Here is an 18,464-nt window from a genome sequence, read left to right on the forward strand (position 1 = left end):
TCACACCGACATCGGCTCCAGCTCGCGCCGGAACCTCCGCTCGTCCCGCGCTATCCGGGTCATCGGGTGATCGTCACCGAGCTGCCGTGCCAGTTCGTCGCCCGTCTCCGCCCGGACTCTCAGCGCCTCGTCCTTGCGTCCCATCGCGTCGAGCGTGACCGCGAGGTTCGACGTCATGGCGAGGGTCTCCGGATGGTGCACCCCGAGGACCTCCCTGAGCTGACCGGCCACCGTGCGCTCCGTCTCCAGGACGATCTCGAGCTCACCGCGGTCGGCCGTGGCATTGGCCAGGTTCATCACGGAGAACAGCGTGTTCGGATGCTCCCGTCCGAACACCTCACGCATGGAGGCGACCACCCGTGTCAGCAGCTTCTCCGCCTCCTGGGGCGCTCCCGCCCCCGAGAGGTAGACGCCGAGGTTGTTCTGCGCGGCCAGGGTGTACGGATGCTTCTCCCCCGGCACCTTCATGTACTGGTCCACCACCTCCTGAGCGGTGTCCCTGGCCTCGGCGGCCTCTCCCGCCGCGAACAGGTCGGCCGCCATGTTGAGGTCGCAGGCGAGCGAGTCGGGGTTGGCCGAGGTGTACTTGGCCCGGTACCTGGCCCGGGTCGCCACCGTGAGCCGGCGCGCGTCCTCCAGCTGCCCCGCCCTGCGCAGGGAGACCGCCAGGCTCTTGGCGGCGCTGAGCGTGGTGGGGTAGGTCCGGCCGAGCGTCGCCTTGTAGGTGTCGTACGTCCGGCTGAGCAGCCCCACCGAGTCCTCGTACCGCCCCACCTCACGCAGGTCGCGCGCCAGCGACATGGCCGAGGACAGGCTGTACGGGTGCTCCGGTCCCAGGACCTCGGACCGCAGGTCGTAGACGTCCTGGTCGATCTCCCTGGCGCGTGCGTACTGCCCGACGCTCCGCAGGTTCAGCGCCAGGTTGTTGGCCGCGGCCAGCGTGCGGGGGTGCCTTTCGTGGAAGATCTGGCTGAACCCCTCGTGCGCCGCGGTCGCCAGCTCGATGGCCTTGCCGTAGTCACCGAGCAGCCCCAGGTCGATCGCCAGGCTGCTGGTGGTCATGTACGTGTGCGGATGCTCCGGCCCCAGCACCGCTCGCTGCCTGCCGAGGGTCACCTCGTCGAGTTCCTTGGCCTCCACGTACCGGCCCCGGGTACGCAGGATGTTGGAGAGGTGGAAGCAGAGGTAGAGGTACTGCAGATCCTGGTTGCCCAGCATCTCCCGCCACGTTTCCCGCAGCTCGTCCCCGAGCCGGCCCGCCGTCCGGACGTCTCCCCGCTTCCACAGGTAGCGCACCCGGTCGATCAGCAGCCTGCGGGTCTCAGGTTCCCTGCAGTTGCGTGCGTCCGAGGGCCCGAGGTGCGGCCAGATCGTGGCGAAGCGCGGCCAGGTCTCCGGGTTGTCGATCGGCTCGTCGTCGTCGGGCCGGGCGCCTGCCAGGATGCGGTGCACGACGTGCCTGGCCTCGCGCTGCTCCTCCTCGTCGAGCTGGGCCCTGATCACCGCCTGTACGAGACGGTGCACCTGGATGGAGTTCGACACCTGGTCGACCTTGGCGAGGGCGAAGCGGCCGATCTCCCGGATCACCCTGCCCAGCACCAGCTTCTCCTGGAGCGAGGCGTCGTACGGCTTGAGTGCCTCGATCATCTCCTTGCTGTAGAGGAGGTTGGCGGAGATCGGTTCGGGGGCGAAGAACGCGCAGAGCTGCAGCAGCCGTACCGCGGCGGGCGACCGCTCCTTGAGGCGCTCGATGGAGATGTTCCAGGTGGCCGCGACCGGCTGCGGATACCCGGCCGGCTGGTTCAGGGCCAGGACCTCCGGCGCCTGCTGGGCCAGCTGTTCCAGATAGGTGTCGATGGGAGTGGCCGTCTCCGCGATCCACGCCGCCGCCTGTTCGACCGCGAGCGGCAGATCTCCGACGGCGGTGGCCACCTGGGTGGCGTCCTCGTCGCTCAGTCCCGGCGCCCGGCGCTTGAGGTGCTCGATCGACTCCTCCCGGAGGAACACGTCGACGGGCAGCGCGTCACCGTGCTGGGACCAGGCCTGGTTCCTGGACGTGACGAGGATGTGGCCCGAGCCTCCCTGCGGGAAATAGCGGCTGAGGCGTTCGGGGTCGTCGGCGTTGTCGAAGACCAGCAGCCAGCGTTCCGAGGGCACGCCCCGTCGCAGCAGGTCCACCGCCTCCTGCGACGCGGCTGCCATGTCGTCGCCACCCTGGGCGCCCAGCCGTACCGCGAGTTCGGCGAGGCTGGCCACCACGTCGTCGATCTGCTCGGAGGATATCCACCACACCAGGTCGTAGTCGGCCATGAAGCGGTGCACGTACTCCAGGGCCACCTGGGTCTTTCCGACGCCGCCGAGGCCGTACAGGGCCTGCGGCTGCGGCAGCACGACGGCCATGCCGCCGCCCAGCTGGTCACGCATCCGCTCCAGGACCAGGGAGCGGCCGGTGAAGCCGGGGTTGCGGGGAGGCGCGTTCCAGATCCGGGGCACGGTGCCGGGGAACCGGGGGCCGGGCGACATCCCGTCGCCGAGCTGCACCGGCCGGTCCAGGGCGCGCATCAGGGCCGTGGTGGCGTGCACCTCGTCCAGCCGGAACAGATCGACCGGATTGCGGTCGATGTACGGCGCGGAGAGCCGGACGTCACTGACCCTGAGCGGCAGCAGCTGACGCCGGCTCCCGCCGGGATCCTCGTTGACCGCCCTGTCCCACAGGGCCACGGCCCGCTGTGACTTGAGGTAGGCGCTGGAGAGCAGGACGACCGTACGGGCCGCGGTCTCGGCCGCGTGTGCGGCGTCCACGGGGCCGGGGTCGGCGGAGACGTCCCGCGGGACCACCCGGAACCCCGCCCGGGTGAGGACCGATTCGACCCAGTCGGCCCACATCCGGTTCTCCGCCACATAGCTGAGGAAGAGATCGGCGGGCAGTGCGGGCCTGCGCCGGGTGAAGGCGTCACGGATCCGCAGCCGCACCTCCTCGCCCACCGGGGGCATGGAGGTGATCTCCTGCTGTGTGACGACCGCGGTGAGGCGTTCGAAGGCGGACAGGAGCGAGTTGCTGAGCCCTGCCTCGTCGCCGAAGGTGGCCAGGGTCTCCTCGTACGCGTAGTAGGGGCGGTAGGGGATCTCCACCGCGCCCCAGTAGGCGGTGAGTTCGTCGCCCGAGAGGTCACGGGGGAGCCGGTCGAACTTCAGCCGGGCCAGCGCCCGGCCGGCGTCGGCCTTCTCCTTCTCGCCCTCGTCGATCCGCATCGGGACGGGGAAGATGGAGATGGGCCGCCCGGTGTAGCGCTCGGCGATCTGCCGGGCGACGGAGGCCGCGCCGTCGATGGACTGGTCGCTGAGGGTGAAGCAGTCGACGAGCACGTCCGGGAGGTGGACGGTGCAGATGTCGGCGATGTCGCTGAGACCGGTACGGCTGTCGATGAGGACGTAGTCGTAGTTCGTCTTCATGTCGTCCCGCAGGGCGTCGAAGAAGTGGCCGCCGCCCAGCCGGTCGTAGAAGTTGTCCCAGTCGAAGGTGGAGACGGTCGCGGAGTACTCGCGGTTCTGCCGTCCGGCGGAGACGAAGTCGAGGGTGCCGCCCCGCGGGAACTCCCAGCCGAGCGCCTCGGGAGTGAGCGAGACCGCGTGCGGCTGGATGCGTGCGTAGTCGCGGTGCCAGTCGTCGGCCCGCTGGGCGGGGTTGGTCGCGGCCCAGGCGTATTCGGTGATCAGGTCGATCACACCCGTGGTGGCCCCGAGCGTCGAGGGGTCGAGGAAGGGGTGGAAGAACCGGTGGAGCCCCGGGGCTTCCAGGTCCCAGTCGACGGCCAGCACCCGTTTGCCGTTGGCGGCGAGGATCCAGGCGGTGTTGGCCAGGGCCATGGTGCGCCCCGTGCCGCCCTTGTACGAGTAGAAAGTGACGATGCGCCCGTCACGGCCGGCTGTCATACGTCCTCCGCATCCGTCGCAGGGTCGTGCATGTCGGGTATGAACCGGGTGTTGCCCATGGGCCCCATGAGTCGCGTCCGTTCACTGTGCCGTCCACCGGCGGGCGGGTAGGCCGTGGCATGCCTGAGGTACTGCTGGGCGGCCGCCTCGACCACCTGGGGAAGGATCTGGCCGAACGCCTCCATACTGGGTACCCCCTTGGCCGCGACACGGCAGAAGGCCCGCCCCTGCCGCATCTTGACCGGCATCGTCTGCTCGAGTTTCTCGGCCAGTTCTGCTTCGGCCGCCCGGCTCTGGTGGTCCTCCCGGCACCAGGGGACGACCATGGTCACCCAGGGCCGGTTCTCCCTGTCGAAGGCGGCGAGCCGCCGTCTGAGGTCCTCGTCCTGCAGGGCCCAGCGGTCGACGAGCAGGATCTCGGGGGTACTGGGCGGCTGCTTGCCCTCCCGCTGCCCGGGTTCCTCGTCGAACGACGTGACGACGGCTTGGTAGTTGAGAGAGCGCACGAGCTCTTCGGCGACGTAGGCCAGTGGTCTGGCAGCGGCCGGATGGTAGGGGTTCCACTCCTGCGGATTGTCGCCGTAGTACTCCGGGTTCCGGCCCTCCGGCAGGTCGTGGCGGGTGGGGGCGGCGATCGAGATCCGCATGGGCCTCGGGGCGCCCGCTCCGCTGCCCGGTGCGCCGAACGCACTGGGGACGAGACGGAAGTCCAGGGGTCTGCCCGAGCCGATCTGCACCGTGTCGGCGACGTGAACGATGCGTTTGGCCAGGTGGTAGACGGCCTGTTCGTAGTCCTGGGCGAACAACGTGAGTTTGATCAGCCCGTAGAGCCCGTCGCTGACGTAACGGTCCCCGAAATCACGGTGGTTGAACTGCAAGCGCTCCGCGGGGCCGGGGAGCTGGGCCGGTGGGACCGGTACCCAGAGCGCGGGCACGATCGCCTCGGCCGGCTGATTCGACCGGGCCCTGTGGTGGATGGCGCGCTGCTCGAAGGCATACCACTCCTTGCCGCACATCTCGCTGGCGAAGTAGCGCGGCGAGAACAACGGGACGAAGACCCGGCAGTTTGCCAGGACATTGCCCAGGCGCTCGGACCAGCCCTCGCCGGAGCGTATCTCCCGGTCCATGAAGCCGGCCGGCGATCCCGCTGGGAGATTGGTCATGGCCATCACATGACCGCAGAGATCCTGGAAAAGCCTTTCGACCCACATGTCCGGGTCCGACCCACCGCCGTACCCCGGTGTATGCGCGTAGCTCAGAAAAAAGTACGGCCGATGGTCCGCTCGCTGTTGCGTCATGCGTGCACACGACCCCCGTCCTGTGTGAGCACCCGCATCCCAGGTCTTTGGAGAGGGTGCGAGCGAAATTCATCATTCCGGAGCGGACTGTGCTCCACCCCCATGGCGTTCGGTCATTCAACGCCGCTTTTCAGTCATCCATACCCAGGATTCATCGAACAGGTTCGTGAACCACGGCATTCATGAGGATGTTCATCCCACTTGTCCCTTGCACCCCTCTCGCCTCGTCCCGGAGCGACTCCAGCAGCCGCATTCCTCCGGCCGTCGGCTCGGCCGCCCCGTCCATCATGTCGAATGCTTCGGGCACACCCTCCATGAATCCGGGAACGAGGAAGGAAAGTCCCACACGTTCGTACGTGCCGGCCAGTAGCCCGGAGAATGGGACTGTTGTATTCCGCTCCCAGGGCAGCGCGTACTTCCAGGCCCCGTCCAGCGTGTAGAGATCCGTGATGTCGAGCAGGGCCCGCAGCCTGGCCCGTCGCAGACCGCTCAGCAGCGCGAGGGCGAGCTCCTGGGTGTCCCCCGTCATCACGAGCCCGACGGCCCCGTGGCCGTACGGCCGCTTCACGTTCCGGCCGGCGACGAGCGGGGTCAGCGTGGTGAGGCTCTCCGCGGCGTCCGCCGCCTGCCGGGGCGCGGCCCTCTCCAGCAGCTCCCACGCCCTGCCGACCTCCTCGGCCCAGGCCTCCGCTTCCTTCCGGTCGAGGCGGGGCGCCGCCGGCGCCTCGAAGCAGTCACGGCAGGGGTCCAGGTCGTCGAGGGCGAACCGGGGCGCACCCCCCGCGGCGAAGTGCCGCACCGGGAGCCAGTCGGAGCTGTCCGCGCCCCTCGGGACGATCCGTTCACCGCCGCCCTCCCGCCGGACCGAGAGCCCCTCGCCGACGGCTCGCACCCGGGCCCGCCCCGCCTCCCCGGGCCCCGCGAGGCGCAGCTCGCCGAGCGTGGGAAGGAAGAGCCTGCCGTCCCGGTAGTCCGCCGGCACCTCCAGACCGAGGCCGGACCGCACCGCGGCGGCCGCCACGTAGGACGGCAGCCGCAGTGCCTGGCCGACGGCTTCGGGCCGTTCGGCGTGCAGCCCTTCCAGGACGTCCAGCAGCCAGGTGCGCGTGTACGGGTGCGCCAGGACGCGGTCGAGCCCGGCGGCACCCTCGTCGGAGGACTCCAGCACTGCCGCGAGCTCCCACGCCTCGTCCCACCGGGCACCGCCGCGGCCGTCCAGCGCGTCGTGGAGGCCGGCAAGGAGGGTACGGGTCAGGTCGTGCTGCCCGGCGGCCAGTTCGTTCCGGTCGGTCAGGGCCGGGGACACGGTGGCGGCGCTCGTACGCGCCTGGATCCCCCGCACTAGCGCCTCCAGGTCGGCGCAGTAGACGGACGGATTGTCGAAGCCGTTCACCGCGCGGTACCGGTGCGTGTAGAGCCCGCCGCCGCAGGACCGTACGACGGGGCACCGGCGGCACGTCTCGCTGACACCTGCCAGGCCCAGCTGCCGCGCCCGGACCCCGGGGTGGGCGGCGACGTCGTCGAAGGAGTGCGAGAACACGTCGAATCCGGTGGCGGCCGCTCCCTCGTAGGCGCTCTTGAGGGAGTCGACCTGCTCCAGCTGGCCGTCCGTCTCGACGACCACCAGATCCGTGGGGGCGAGTCCGAGGGACTCGGTGAGGCTCGGGCCGCCGCTCAGCGTGGAGAGCACCGAGGAGAACAGGCGCACCGGGACCTGGCCGCCTCCCTCCTGCCAGCGGTCGAAGACCGCGAGGAGCCACTCGGCGTAGGCCGTGGGCGATCCGTCGGGGCGGGGCGGGGGCTCGTCCCATGTGGCGTGCGGGAGGAGGAAGTCGATGAGCGGGGGGTCGAGCGCGGTCAGGGCGTCCAGCACCGCGTGCGGGTCGTTCTCGATGTCGATGGTGCACAGGAGTCCGAGATCGAGATGGCGGTAGCGGTCCTGCCGGAGAAGCTCGACCGCCTTCAGCACGAGGGGGTGGCTGCTGCGTCCGTCGGCGAAGCGCCGGTGCCGGTCGTTGGCCGTGCGGTCACCGTCGAGGGAGATACCCACCTTGACGTCGAACTCGTCGAAGAGGTCCAGGTACCGGGGGCTGAGCTGAAGACCGTTGGTGTGGATCCGGAGGTCGAGGCGGGCGACACCCGAGAGCGCGGAACCGAACTCCTCGCACACGCTCCGCAGACGGGCGGGGCCCGCCAGCAGCGGCTCCCCTCCGTGCAGGATCACTGACACGGAGGGCAGTGCGTGCGTCTTTGCGTGTTCAGCCAGGCGCTGAGCCGTTCTGGCGATGACGCGATCAGAAACCGCCTTGGGCCGGGTTCTCCAGCTCTGATCCGCGTGTTCATAGACATAGCAATGATCACAGGCGAGGTCACACCTGCTGTGGACCTTCAGAACGATTTCGCGGAACGGGACCGCGGGGCCTGTCATTCCACCACTCTAGTCCAGCCGCGCCGCGAATCCGGACGGCTGGCACAGTAGCCGAACGGCCGAACGGGTGGAATATTTACAGCTTTACGTCGCCGACTGCCCTGCTGTCCCTACAGCGAGGAGTTGAATGTGGAGATCTGTGTCGGGCGGACGCCCGCCGTCGCGAGCACCCGGCCCATCTTCCTGGCTGCTGCACTGCCGCTCACTTCGATCTTCGCGAGCGGTACACGACGCTTCGCGACAGCGAAGTTCGGGGTGGATTCGTAGGTCTTCACGGCGGTCCTCGATGGGCTCGTTCCGGACACGGAAACAACACCGGCACCTGCACCATTGCAGTGTCCGGCGGCACGACTTTACTCTCATGGCCCCGGTGTGCAACTCGTCTCGTACCACCGTAACCCGAGCGATTTGCAGGACTGCTCCAAATGGACGGGAACCCATTCATTCACGGTCCGGGGTGACCACCACATCGAATACAGGAGTGAACATGACGGCGATTCCCGGACCACTGCAGAGCATGGTCTTCAGGAGCGCTGATCTGCCCGCACTCTTCCACCACACCGACGCCGTGGCCGTCGCACGCCGGCGCGAGGCGGTCAACACCACTCGCGGGCAGCTGGTCCTGCTCGTCCTGGGCACCGTACCGGCCGCCCTGCCCTGGCGCCCCGAGATCGCCGGGGATGTCCAACTCCTGCACGCCACAGCGGTGTTGGCCTACCTGGGTGTCCTGATCGCGACCTACCTCGGCTCCCGGCGCAAAGCAAAGTCGCATTGGCAACTCAACCGCTCCGCCGCGGAGTTCATCAAGTCCAACTGCTGGCGCTACGCGGTCCACGGCTCCCCCTTCGACTCCACGGTCCAGCACCCCGAAGCGGTGTTCGCCAGCCGGCTCGAGGAAGGACTCCAGGAGTTACGGAAGGTGGGCTGGGACGACCCGAGGGAGGAGATGGCGGACGCGGGCGGCGGTCTCATCACCGCGTCCATGCGGGAGTTGCGCGAAAAGGCGTTCACCGTACGCAAGGAGACGTACATCCGGGACCGGCTCATCGAGCAGCGGCGCTGGTACCGCAGGCGCATGACGGTGTCGCGGCGCGGGGCGCTCGTCTGGTCGAGCACCGTCGCCGCGCTGACGCTTCCGGCCCTGGTCCTCGCGGTGCTGCAGACCTTCGGCGGCGCCGGGTCGTTCGCACTGACGGGGACGCTCTCCGCCGCCGCCGCCGCCTGCCTCGCCTGGAACGAGATGCGCCGCCACCACCCTCTGGTGACCGCGCACTCCCTCGTCGAGGAGGACCTGGAGAACATGCAGGCCGCGATGGAGACCACCCTCACCGAGCGGCAGTGGGCGGCCGCCGTGTTCGAGACCGAGCGGGTCGTCTCCCCCGAGCACACGGACTGGCTGGTCAGGCACCGGATGTGAGTGCGCGCGGGCTCAGCCGCGCTCCACTCCCCCACGCCAGATGACGGTGACCGGCCGCCCCAGGCCACGGGCGTACGTCACGATGTCACCGGTGCCTCCGAGGCCTCGTGCGGGCCGGCCGTCCCAGACCGCGAGCAACCGGTCGCAGTGGTCGGCGATGTAGGCACCCGCCGCGTAGTAGGCCTCGTCGGTGGAATGCGGGAAGTCCAGCCGGACCTCACGGGTGGCCCGGGCCTTGAGCGCCCGGTAGCGCCGGAGTTCGCCCCCGGCGGCGAAGCACGCCTCGTAGTCCCCGCTGGGGATGACCACGGTCAGCTCCGCGCCGTGGGCCAGGGCGAGGTCGGCGAAGAGCTGGTCGGCGCCGACCGCCAGGCTGGAGAGCGCCTCCAGGGACCCCTCGTGTCCGCACAGCGCCGCCCTCAGCCCTTCCAGCACATGCTCGTGGACCTCCTGGGGGATGGAGCGGTGACCGGTCACTCCGATGCGTTTCACGGACCTGGAACCCCCTGGTGTCTGCCGGGGACTCCCGGAGGGCATCCCTCCGGGCGGGCACGGCGTCCGTCCCCGTAGTGCCTGCGCGAGCGGTCTTCCTGACATCCTCTCAAGAGCCGCGCTCCGGAGGGGAGCCCCCGCCCGGAGTCAGCGGGGGCTCACAGGAGTGCGGCGGTGCCCGGACGGGGTCAGTACACGTTCACGCCGTACGCGCTCAGTGCTTCGGTGACCGGCTGGAAGAAGGTCGTCCCGCCGGTGGTGCAGTTGCCGCTGCCGCCCGAGGTGAGACCGATCGCCCGGGGGCCCGAGTGGAGGGGGCCGCCCGAGTCGCCGGGTTCGGCGCACAGGTTGGTGCGGATCATGCCGTGGACGATGTCGCCGTTGCCGTAGTTGACGGTTGCGTTGAGACCGGTGACGGTGCCGCTGCGGATTCCGGTGGTGGAGCCCCGCCGGGTGACGGACATGCCGACCGTGGCGTTGGCCGCGCCGGTGATGTCCTGGCTGCCGACGGTGCCGGGCTTGGGCACCGAGTCGTTGGTGTAGCGGACGATGCCGTAGTCGTTGACGGGGAAGCTGGATCCCTCGGTGGTGCCCAGGACCGTGGTGTGGGCCGGGTCGGCCCACCAGGTGTCGGCGCCCTCGGTGCAGTGCCCGGCCGTCAGGAAGTAGTAGGTGCTCCCGCTGCGGACGTTGAATCCGAGGGAGCAGCGCCAGCTCGAGGCGTAGACGGGGTCGCCGCCCGAGATCAGCTTGCTGAGCTTTCCGGGGGTGCGTTCGATGCGCAGGGCGCCCGCTTCGGCTCCGGCGTGATCCTTGATCCTGTCGATCTCCGCCCGCGAGACGGTGCTGTCCGCGGTGACGAGCAGCCGCCCGGTGGCCGTGTCGACGTTCCAGGCGGTGCCCGCGACATCGGCTTCGAGCACGGCCTGCCCCGCCGCCCTGAGCTGGGCAGAGCTGTACGTTCCGATCTGGTCGGCGCCGGCTGCGGGTACGGCGAGTGCGGCGAAGGCGACGAGGCCGGCGAAGACAGCGGTGACCCGGCCGCGCCCGGCTCTGCCGCCGCCGCGGGGGGTGGTGTGCATGATCCTCACTTGTCATTCCTCCCGAAGGGAACCGGGGGCCCGCCTGTGGGGTGGCCGGACCCGTGAGGCGCGGTCAGGGCGCGGACGCGTTCCAAAAAGTGTTCGAATCCGGACACATCACGCTCTGACGGACGCTGATCGGGAGTATTGGGGGATGCCCATGCGCCACGCAAGGGTGCTTTTTCGGCCACGCCGTCACGCGACTGCACCGGCCCCGGCCACCCTGTGACGGCTGGGGGCCGTGTGCCGGCATCCGGGGCGGGACGGATCAGCCGTCGATCCGGTTCCGCTCCCCTGCGGGGACGGCCACCGTGAGGGTGTTGCCCGGTGGCGGGAAGGGACAGATGAAGTGGTCGGCGAAGGCACACGGCGGCAGCAGGGCGCGGTTGAAGTCGACCCGCACCCTGCCGTCCGCGTCGGGCGCCGGCGGCCGCAGGAAGCGGAAACGGTAACTGCTGTCCCCGCTGGTCGCGTCGGCGAAGACGGCCCAGAGCGAACCGTCGGGCTCGACCGCCACCTGGAGGGTGTGCTCGGCGCCGTCCACGGTGAAGGCGATCTCACCCGAGAGGCCGAGCCCGCGCTCCCGCCCGTCCGCGTTCCCGACGCGGACGGTACGGTCGGAGCCGTACGGCCGGAAGGTGCCCTCCAGCGACCACTTCGGGTCGTACGGGGTGGCGTCGACGGTCCGGAAGGCGTGACGGGCCGGGGACTGCGGGTCGAAGTCCCTGACCGCCCAGAGGCCTTCGCGGCTCAGCACGACCAGCCGGCGCTCGCCCTGCGCCACCCGGGAGGTGTCGACGGGGCCCCGGTCGGCGCCGAGGCGGACCTCACCGGCCAGCGGCTTCGTGTCGACGGTCAGCCCGTCCTCGGGAGTGGCGGTGAGCACCACCCCGCCGCCCTCCTCGCGCCACAGCCCGGGTACGGCCGGAATTCGACCCTCCGGATGGTCGGCGAGCCAATGGGTGCCGGTGAGGGAGAGCGGGCCGTGCGGCGCGGCCACGGTGACGATGCGCCCCTCGTGCCAGCGCTGCCAGGCGCGGAACTCCTCGCTGTCCTGCTGTGCGTCCGTGCTCATGCGCTCAACCTTTCCACACCGGCTCGGCCGGACCGGGGCATCCGGTGCCGGCGGCCGGCACGTCCGGGAGACCCCGTGAGGTCAGGACGTACGCCGGTCAGCCCGCCGGGCGGACCTCTCCCGCGGCCGCCTGACGCCGGATCAGCAGTCGCATCCGCAGTTGCAGCCCTCACAGCAGCTGCAGCAGTTGCCGCAGCAGTTGCAGCCTTCGCAGCACCCTTCGCACCAGTCGCCGCAGTCACCCTTGTGGCAGAGCCCTTCACGTTCCTGGCCGCTCCACGGGTCGTTGAAACTGCCGGCACAGCACAGCTGGCAGGTGCAGGCGAGCCCCGCCCAGACCAGACAGCCGGCTACGAGGCCGCGCCGGTTGCGTGGCGGCTCGGGCGGGAGCGGGGGGCCGGGCGGGCCGCCGGGGGCGGGTGCGTACGGGTTGCCGGGCGGCGGACCGAAGGCGCCCGAGGGCTGCCCGCTCTGCTGGTGCGAGCACGAGGCGGGGCCGAAGGCCCGGTCCACCGAGCGTCGCAGCTCGTGCACCAGGAGCACGTGCGCCAGCGTGCCGTCGGTGAATTCCGCGTCCCGCATCGCGAGGCGCACACCGTGGAGCGCGTCGTCGCACAGGCGGCGGGCCTCGGCGAGCGGTGTGCCGGTCGCGGTGAGCGGGTTCCAGGCACCCGACGCGGTGTCGGCCTCGCGGTCCTCCACCGCATCCAGCAGATGGGCGAGCCGCCCGAAGAGCCGCCCGGCCTCGGCCAGCGGCTCCGCGTTCTGCGGCCTGCCCGCGAGTACGGCGGTGTGCGCGAAGGCCGCGGCCGTCGCCGTCTCGGTGGGTTCGGTGACCGTCAGCAGAGGGGTGCCCGGGCCGGCGAGGGACTCGATGCCGGCCTGCCGGTCGACCGCGTCGACCAGGAGCGCCGTGTCGAAGCCGAGCTCGGCCCCGGTGCGTGCCCCGGCCCTGTCCCAGCCCGCGGCGACCCGGCGCGCGGCGGCGGCAACCGGCCGCCGCTTCAACAGCCCGTCACCGTCGGCCACATGGTCACGCACCTTCGCCGAGGCCAGCACGAGCGACACGGCCGCTGCGAGCCTGGCCCCCTCGCCCCGGGCGACCGGAGCGGTCCGCATCGAACGCAGCGGACAGGGGCCCGCGGTGCGCCGCCGCCCGGCCGAGCGCTCGGACTGAGCGTCCGTCAGGACCGAGACGATCAGGCCGTCGTAGTTCGTCACGACCCGGGCGAACTGCCCGTGGTCCGCACGAAGGGCGAGACACAGACCGCAGAGATGAGCCATCCACTCCGTCTTCAGCCCTTCGGACAGCCGATGGGTACATGGCCTCACGATTCCGAACACGAAGATCCCCCGGGAGCCGTTCATCCGACGGGTCGCGAGCCCGCCCGTCTGCGCGGCGTGCATCGTATCGACCGGTCCGTTCACCCGTACGCCCGCCATGTCACCCGTACGGACGGAGCATCATATTTTCACTCCGCAAGCCCCCTTATGCGGTACGAACCCTGACGAATCGCCACATGTTCTGCACCAGTAGCGTCACGAATCGCCTGCGTGACGCCTATCCCCTTGGCGCTGTATCCGCATCATGGACGACCATGGGGATAGGAAAGAGATGCGGAACACCAACGAACCGCGGTGAGAGGAGGCGTCCATGGGATCGGTGCGCAAGGCAAGTGCCTGGCTGGGCCTCGTGGAGGACAACGACGAGCGGTACTACGACGACGAGTACTCCGAGGATGCTGAGACCGGCACGAATCAGCCATGGGTGACCGATCCCCGCGTGCAGGTGGCTTCCGAGGAGGCCGAGGACACGGGCCGCCGGATCGCCACCGTCACCCCGGACAGCTTCCGGGACGCGCGCGCGCTCGGCGAGCTCTTCCGTGACGGGGTGCCGGTGATCGTCAACCTCACGGCCATGGACCCCGCCGACGCGAAGCGCGTCGTGGACTTCGCCGCGGGACTGACCTTCGGCCTGCGCGGCTCCATCGAGCGCGTGGCGACCAGGGTCTTCCTGCTGACCCCCGCCCACACCCAGGTCGTCACCGGCGAATCCGTCGGCCGGCCGGCCGACGGATTCTTCAACCAGAGCTGAGCAGGGTGCTCGCCGGAGCGTCCTACCGGAAAGCGTCCAGGCCGGTGAGCGCCTTGCCCAGCACCAACTGGTGCATCTCCACGGTTCCCTCGTAGGTGAGCACCGACTCCAGATTCGTCGCGTGCCGCATCACCGGGTATTCCAGCGAGATCCCGTTGGCACCGAGAATCGTGCGCGAGGTGCGGCAGATCTCGATCGCCTCCCGCACGTTGTTGAGCTTGCCGAAGCTGACCTGCTCCGGGCGGATCCTGCCCGCGTCCATCCGGCGGCCCAGATGGTGGGCGAGCAGGATGCCCTTGTGGAGCTCCAGCGCCATGTCCGCGAGCTTGGCCTGGGTCAGCTGGAATCCTCCGATGGGCCTGCCGAACTGCTCACGGGACCTCGCGTAGTCCAGCGCCGCCTCGAAACCGGCGCGCGCGGCACCCATGGCCCCCCAGACGATCCCGTAGCGGGCGTGGTTGAGACAGCTGAGCGGGCCGCGCAGCCCCGTGGCCCCGGGCAGGACCGCGTCGGCGGGCAGCCGCACACCGTCCAGGACCAGCTCACTGGTGACCGAGGCGCGCAGGGACCACTTGTGCCTGATCTCGGGGGCGGAGAAGCCGGGGCTGTCCGTCGGCACGACGAAGCCGCGGATCCCGGAGCCACCGCCCGCCTCACCGGTCTGCGCCCACACGACGGCGACCCCGGCGACCGACCCGTTGGTGATCCACATCTTGCGGCCGGTGAGGATCCAGTCCTCGCCGTCCCGCTCGGCGTACGTGCGCATCCCGGCGGGGTCCGAGCCGTGGTCCGGTTCGGTGAGACCGAAACAGCCGATGGTCTCGCCGGCCGCCATGCCGGGCAGCCACCGCTGCTTCTGCTCCTCGGAGCCGAAGCGGTGGATGGCGTACATGGCGAGGGAGCCCTGGACGGAGACCAGGGAGCGGATGCCGGAGTCGGCGGCCTCCAGCTCCAGACAGGCCAGGCCGTACTGGACGGCGCTCGCCCCGGCGCAGCCGTACCCCTCCAAGGACATGCCCAGTGCGCCGAGCGAACCCAGCTCCCGGGCCAGCTCCCTGATGCCGGGGAGCTCGCCTCTCTCGTACCACTCGGCGATGTGCGGGAGGACCCGGTCGGTGGCCCAGGTGCGCACGGTGTCGCGGATCGCGAGGTCCTCGGGGTCGAGCAGATCGTCGATGCCGAGGGGGTCACCCGGATCGAACGGCGGCCTCTTCGGCGGCTCCGGCGGTTTCGCGGACTCGGTGGTGGACATGGGTACCTCCGGCGGCTCACACGGTACGGAAACGCGCCGCACCACTAAAACTAGCAGTGGTAGTTACGGCGCCGTGCCGACGTTACGGCTCAGCGTGCTGATCGTCCAGAGCCCGTGACCTCGGCCGGTTCGCGCCGGGCGGGACGGGGGACAAGGCGCTGCGGGGTGTCCGGCGCCTCGAGCGAAGGGGCCTCACGGCGTGGCGTGGATCCGGAGGTTCCGGACCCCGCGGCCCGCTCCGGCACGACGGCCGCCGATTCCCGGCGGGTGTCCTTCACCGCAGGGCAGTCCATGACCCGCGGCAGACGCAGCGCCGCCAGCGCCCCGAGCAGCAGCAGACCCGCACTGACCAGCAGCGTGACGTGCAGACCGTCGATGAAGGCGCGCCGGGCGGTGTCCCGCAGCAGGTCTCCCATGGGGCCACCCAGCCGGCCGGCCACCTGATAGGCCTCGCCCAGCGAATGCGCCGCCGCCGATCCGGCGGCGGCGGGCACGCCCTCCTCGTGGAGCCGGGAGAGCCCGGGCGCGTAGGCCGCGTTCATGACGCTGCCGAGCAGGGCGATACCCAGGCCCGCACCGAGCTGGTACGAGGTCTCGCCTATCGCGGCCGCGCCGCCCGCCCTCTCCGCGGGGGCCTCGCTCAGCATCGATTCGTACGCCCCGAACAGCGTGGACTGCAGCCCGAAGCCCAGCAGTACGAAGCCCGCGGTGAGCAGTACCGGCCGGTCGTGCTGCCCCATCAGGGTCAGCAGGAGCACCGAGGCCGCCGTGAGCACGAAGCCCCAGCCGACCATCCGGCGGGGACCGACACGGCTCAGGGTGTACGAGCCCGTGGCGCCGGCCGCCATCGCGGCGAAGGTCAGCGGCAGCAGCCGCAGGCCGGTCTCCAGCGGGCTCAGGTCCAGGACCAGCTGGAGGTACTGGACCGCGATCAGTTCCAGCCCGACCAGCGCCAGCATGGCGAGCACGATGCAGCCGACCGCGGTGGTGAAGGCCGGCCGGGAGAACATCGTGATGTCGATCAGTGGGTGGGTGCGCCGCTTCTGCCTGCGTACGAAGAGGACGAGCAGTGCGGCCCCCGCGAGCAGCGGGACGAGGGTGACGGGGTCCAGCGGGCCCTCGCCGCCGCCGATCCGTTTGATCCCGAGCACGACCCCGAGCACACCGGCCGCGGCCGTCAGGGCGCCGAGCACGTCCCAGGGACCCTCCTCCTCCCCGCGGGACTCGGGCAGGAACCGGTACCCGGCCGGGAGGATCAGCGCCATGAGCGGGATGTTGATCAGGAAGACGGAGCCCCACCAGTAGTGCTCGACGAGGAATCCGCCGATGACCGGTCCGGTCGCGGCGCCCACCGCGGCGACCGCGGTCCACACCCCGATGGCCAGCGCCCGCTCGCGGCGGTCGGGGAAGACCTGGCGGAGTATCGACAGCGTGGCCGGCATGATCATCGCGCCGCCCACGCCGAGCAGGGCACGCGCCGCGATCAGCACGCCCGCCGAGTCGGCCGTCGCCGCGAGCGCGGAGGCGACGCCGAAGAGGGCGTAGCCGAAGAGGAGGACGCGCCGTCTGCCGATCCGGTCGCCGAGAGTGCCGAAGAGGATCAGCAGGGAGGCACAGACCAGCGGGTAGGCGTCCACGATCCACAGCAGACCGACGGCGCTGGGCCGAAGGTCCTCGGTGACGGCGGGGACGGCGACGTGCAGCACGGTCGCGTCGAGGGCCACCAGCAGCAGACTGAGACAGAGGACGACCAGGACGACCCAGCGGTTGGCACCGTCGGCTGCGGCGCGCAGCCTGCTCACGGCCGTGGACGTCCCGGTCATGTACGTACCTCCCACAATGAGTCCCTCGCGCTCGGCAGACCTGCTGGGGCTCCGTCTCACGGCGTCCCCCGGGCCCGGCATCGACGGGCGAGTGAGCCGTCAGCGTACGCGAGTTCCACGTGGTCACGCGTGGTGCAGCTCATACGTTCACGAGCCACCGGGTGTGGCGTACACCACTTGACATCCGGCGCCCTGGGTGCGTTCCGGCCGCCGCGGCGGGGCACACCGGGGCGCCACCGGCCACGGCCCGGGGCCGCCCCGAATGGGCCCGCTCACACGCGGCGCAGTCGGGCTGCGCCAATTCATCGACGCTCAAACATTTCTGCGAATAGCGTCACCGGCGAATAGCGGGCGGGGCCAAAGCGATTCCCCGCAGCCCCGCTAATGGATACCGGACTGAGACAAAGTCCACATCACATCGTCATCACAAAGACGCGGGATCGGCCGGATCGCACACTCACTCGCTGTAACGTCCATTGCGTGCGTACCGACATCTTTGCCCGTCTGGACCGGGAGCCGGAACCGCCGAAGATAGAGACCCCGCGGATGAGCCGTCACCGCATCGCTCTCTTCGGCGGGACTTTGGCGTTCTATCTCGCCATCGTCGTTGCCGTGCTCGTCTCGTCCTGGCTGGTGGCTCTCGACTGGAAGGTCATGCTGTTCCGGCCCTATCAGCAGTGGCCGGAACTCCACGCCTTCCTCGACTACTACGTCGTGCTGGGCCAGCGTGGTCCCACAGCCGTGATGGTCGCCTCCTGGCTCGGCTGGCGCTCCTGGCGTCAGCACACGCTGCGCCCCCTGCTCACCCTGGGCACCTCCCTGCTGCTGCTCAACCTCTCGGTGGGCGCGGTCAAGCTCGGCCTCGGGCGGCTCGGCCCGCACTACGCCACCCGGATCGGCTCGGCGGAGCTCTACGCCGGTGGCGATATATTCCCCTCGGGTCACACCGCCAATGCCGTCGTGACCTGGGGAATCCTTGCCTACCTGGCCACCACGCCCCGCGCCAGGCGCTACCTTTCGGCCCTGTCGGCGTTCGTCTCCCTGGGCGTGGGCCTCACCACCGTCTACATCGGCACCCACTGGCTCAGCGACGTCCTGCTGGGCTGGGCGGCCGGCCTGCTGATCCTGCTGGCCCTGCCCTGGTTCGAGCCGTTGATCACGCGGGCCGAGTCCCTGATCCTCTCGGTGCGCGAGCAGTGGCGGGCCCGACGCCGACAGCGGAAGTCCGCTCCTGCCGCCCCCGTGGCGCCGGAGCCGGTCCTGCTGCCGCAGGCGCTGGGCGGCGGGGCGGTGGCCGAGGGCGCCCTGGGCTCCGCGAGCCGGGGTCCGGCGCCCGGGACGGCGGGAACCCCAGGCCACCCGGGTACGGCTGCCAGGGCCCGGGCGCACCAAGCACATCCCGTACGTCCGGAGCGGACACCGCCGGCCCCGGGCGGCTCGCGCCGTCCGGCGCACGCGGACCACTCACCGCGGGGCAGCGCGGGCCCGTCCCGCCCGGTCACGGGCGGTCCGGTCGGCCCCTGACCCGGTCGCCCCGACCGGCGGGGACGGACGCGCCCACCCCGCCGC

The 18,464-nt window shown here is 70.5% G+C and carries 13 protein-coding genes; 3 read left to right on the forward strand and 10 right to left on the reverse strand.

Annotation, left to right across the window (positions count from 1 at the left end; genetic code table 11):
• The 4 genes from fxsT to fxsA form a co-directional block, all read right to left on the reverse strand.
• Positions 1 to 3,933 (reverse strand): FxSxx-COOH system tetratricopeptide repeat protein, encoded by a 3,933-nt coding sequence (gene fxsT / locus ACF1FZ_RS10345; protein ID WP_391772919.1) that lies wholly within the window; start codon positions 3,931 to 3,933, stop codon positions 1 to 3.
• The gene (fsxC, locus tag ACF1FZ_RS10350; protein WP_391772920.1) at positions 3,930 to 5,231 is read right to left on the reverse strand and encodes an FxsC protein; all 1,302 of its coding nucleotides are present in this window, start codon (positions 5,229 to 5,231) and stop codon (positions 3,930 to 3,932) included. The genes fxsT and fsxC overlap by 4 nt, the downstream gene beginning before the upstream one ends.
• 151 nt (positions 5,232 to 5,382) lie before the next feature.
• Positions 5,383 to 7,659, reverse strand: a complete 2,277-nt coding sequence (gene fxsBH / locus ACF1FZ_RS10355; protein ID WP_391772921.1) for a radical SAM/SPASM protein FxsBH, inactivated beta-hydroxylase extension form — start codon at positions 7,657 to 7,659, stop codon at positions 5,383 to 5,385.
• Between the two features lie 110 nt (positions 7,660 to 7,769).
• The gene (gene fxsA / locus ACF1FZ_RS10360) at positions 7,770 to 7,934 is read right to left on the reverse strand and encodes an FxSxx-COOH cyclophane-containing RiPP peptide (protein WP_391772922.1); all 165 of its coding nucleotides are present in this window, start codon (positions 7,932 to 7,934) and stop codon (positions 7,770 to 7,772) included.
• Between the two features lie 212 nt (positions 7,935 to 8,146).
• Between fxsA and ACF1FZ_RS10365 the strand changes: the two genes are divergently transcribed.
• Positions 8,147 to 9,076 carry a DUF4231 domain-containing protein gene (locus ACF1FZ_RS10365; protein WP_391772923.1) on the forward strand — a complete coding sequence of 310 codons (930 nt, stop codon included), beginning with the start codon at positions 8,147 to 8,149 and terminating at the stop codon, positions 9,074 to 9,076.
• A 12-nt stretch (positions 9,077 to 9,088) separates the two neighbouring features.
• Here the strand turns inward: ACF1FZ_RS10365 and ACF1FZ_RS10370 are convergent, their stop codons facing one another.
• The 4 genes from ACF1FZ_RS10370 to ACF1FZ_RS10385 form a co-directional block, all read right to left on the reverse strand.
• On the reverse strand, positions 9,089 to 9,568 hold the full coding sequence (locus tag ACF1FZ_RS10370) for a hypothetical protein (protein WP_391772924.1): 480 nt from the start codon (positions 9,566 to 9,568) through the stop codon (positions 9,089 to 9,091).
• A gap of 188 nt (positions 9,569 to 9,756) precedes the next feature.
• Positions 9,757 to 10,650 (reverse strand): S1 family peptidase, encoded by an 894-nt coding sequence (locus ACF1FZ_RS10375; RefSeq protein ID WP_391772925.1) that lies wholly within the window; start codon positions 10,648 to 10,650, stop codon positions 9,757 to 9,759.
• A gap of 268 nt (positions 10,651 to 10,918) precedes the next feature.
• Positions 10,919 to 11,725: a DUF1684 domain-containing protein gene (locus ACF1FZ_RS10380; RefSeq protein WP_391772926.1), complete on the reverse strand. Its 807-nt coding sequence runs from the start codon at positions 11,723 to 11,725 to the stop codon at positions 10,919 to 10,921.
• A 141-nt stretch (positions 11,726 to 11,866) separates the two neighbouring features.
• Entirely contained in the window at positions 11,867 to 13,093 is a 1,227-nt protein-coding gene (locus ACF1FZ_RS10385; RefSeq protein ID WP_391772987.1) for a DUF5685 family protein, read from the reverse strand.
• 286 nt (positions 13,094 to 13,379) lie between these two features.
• Between ACF1FZ_RS10385 and ACF1FZ_RS10390 the strand changes: the two genes are divergently transcribed.
• Entirely contained in the window at positions 13,380 to 13,820 is a 441-nt protein-coding gene (locus tag ACF1FZ_RS10390; RefSeq protein ID WP_391772927.1) for a cell division protein SepF, read from the forward strand.
• A 22-nt stretch (positions 13,821 to 13,842) separates the two neighbouring features.
• Here ACF1FZ_RS10390 and ACF1FZ_RS10395 read toward each other — a convergent pair whose 3' ends face one another.
• Together ACF1FZ_RS10395 and ACF1FZ_RS10400 are read right to left on the reverse strand one after the other, a co-directional pair.
• On the reverse strand, positions 13,843 to 15,072 hold the full coding sequence (locus tag ACF1FZ_RS10395) for an acyl-CoA dehydrogenase family protein (protein ID WP_391772928.1): 1,230 nt from the start codon (positions 15,070 to 15,072) through the stop codon (positions 13,843 to 13,845).
• A gap of 89 nt (positions 15,073 to 15,161) precedes the next feature.
• On the reverse strand, positions 15,162 to 16,895 hold the full coding sequence (locus ACF1FZ_RS10400; protein WP_391772929.1) for an MFS transporter: 1,734 nt from the start codon (positions 16,893 to 16,895) through the stop codon (positions 15,162 to 15,164).
• 480 nt (positions 16,896 to 17,375) lie between these two features.
• Here ACF1FZ_RS10400 and ACF1FZ_RS10405 point away from each other — a divergent pair, with 480 nt between their 5' ends.
• Positions 17,376 to 18,419 carry a phosphatase PAP2 family protein gene (locus ACF1FZ_RS10405; RefSeq protein ID WP_391772930.1) on the forward strand — a complete coding sequence of 348 codons (1,044 nt, stop codon included), beginning with the start codon at positions 17,376 to 17,378 and terminating at the stop codon, positions 18,417 to 18,419.
• Positions 18,420 to 18,464 lie beyond the last annotated feature (45 nt).

Source organism: Streptomyces sp. NPDC014623, from assembly GCF_043088245.1.
GTDB lineage: Bacteria > Actinomycetota > Actinomycetes > Streptomycetales > Streptomycetaceae > Streptomyces.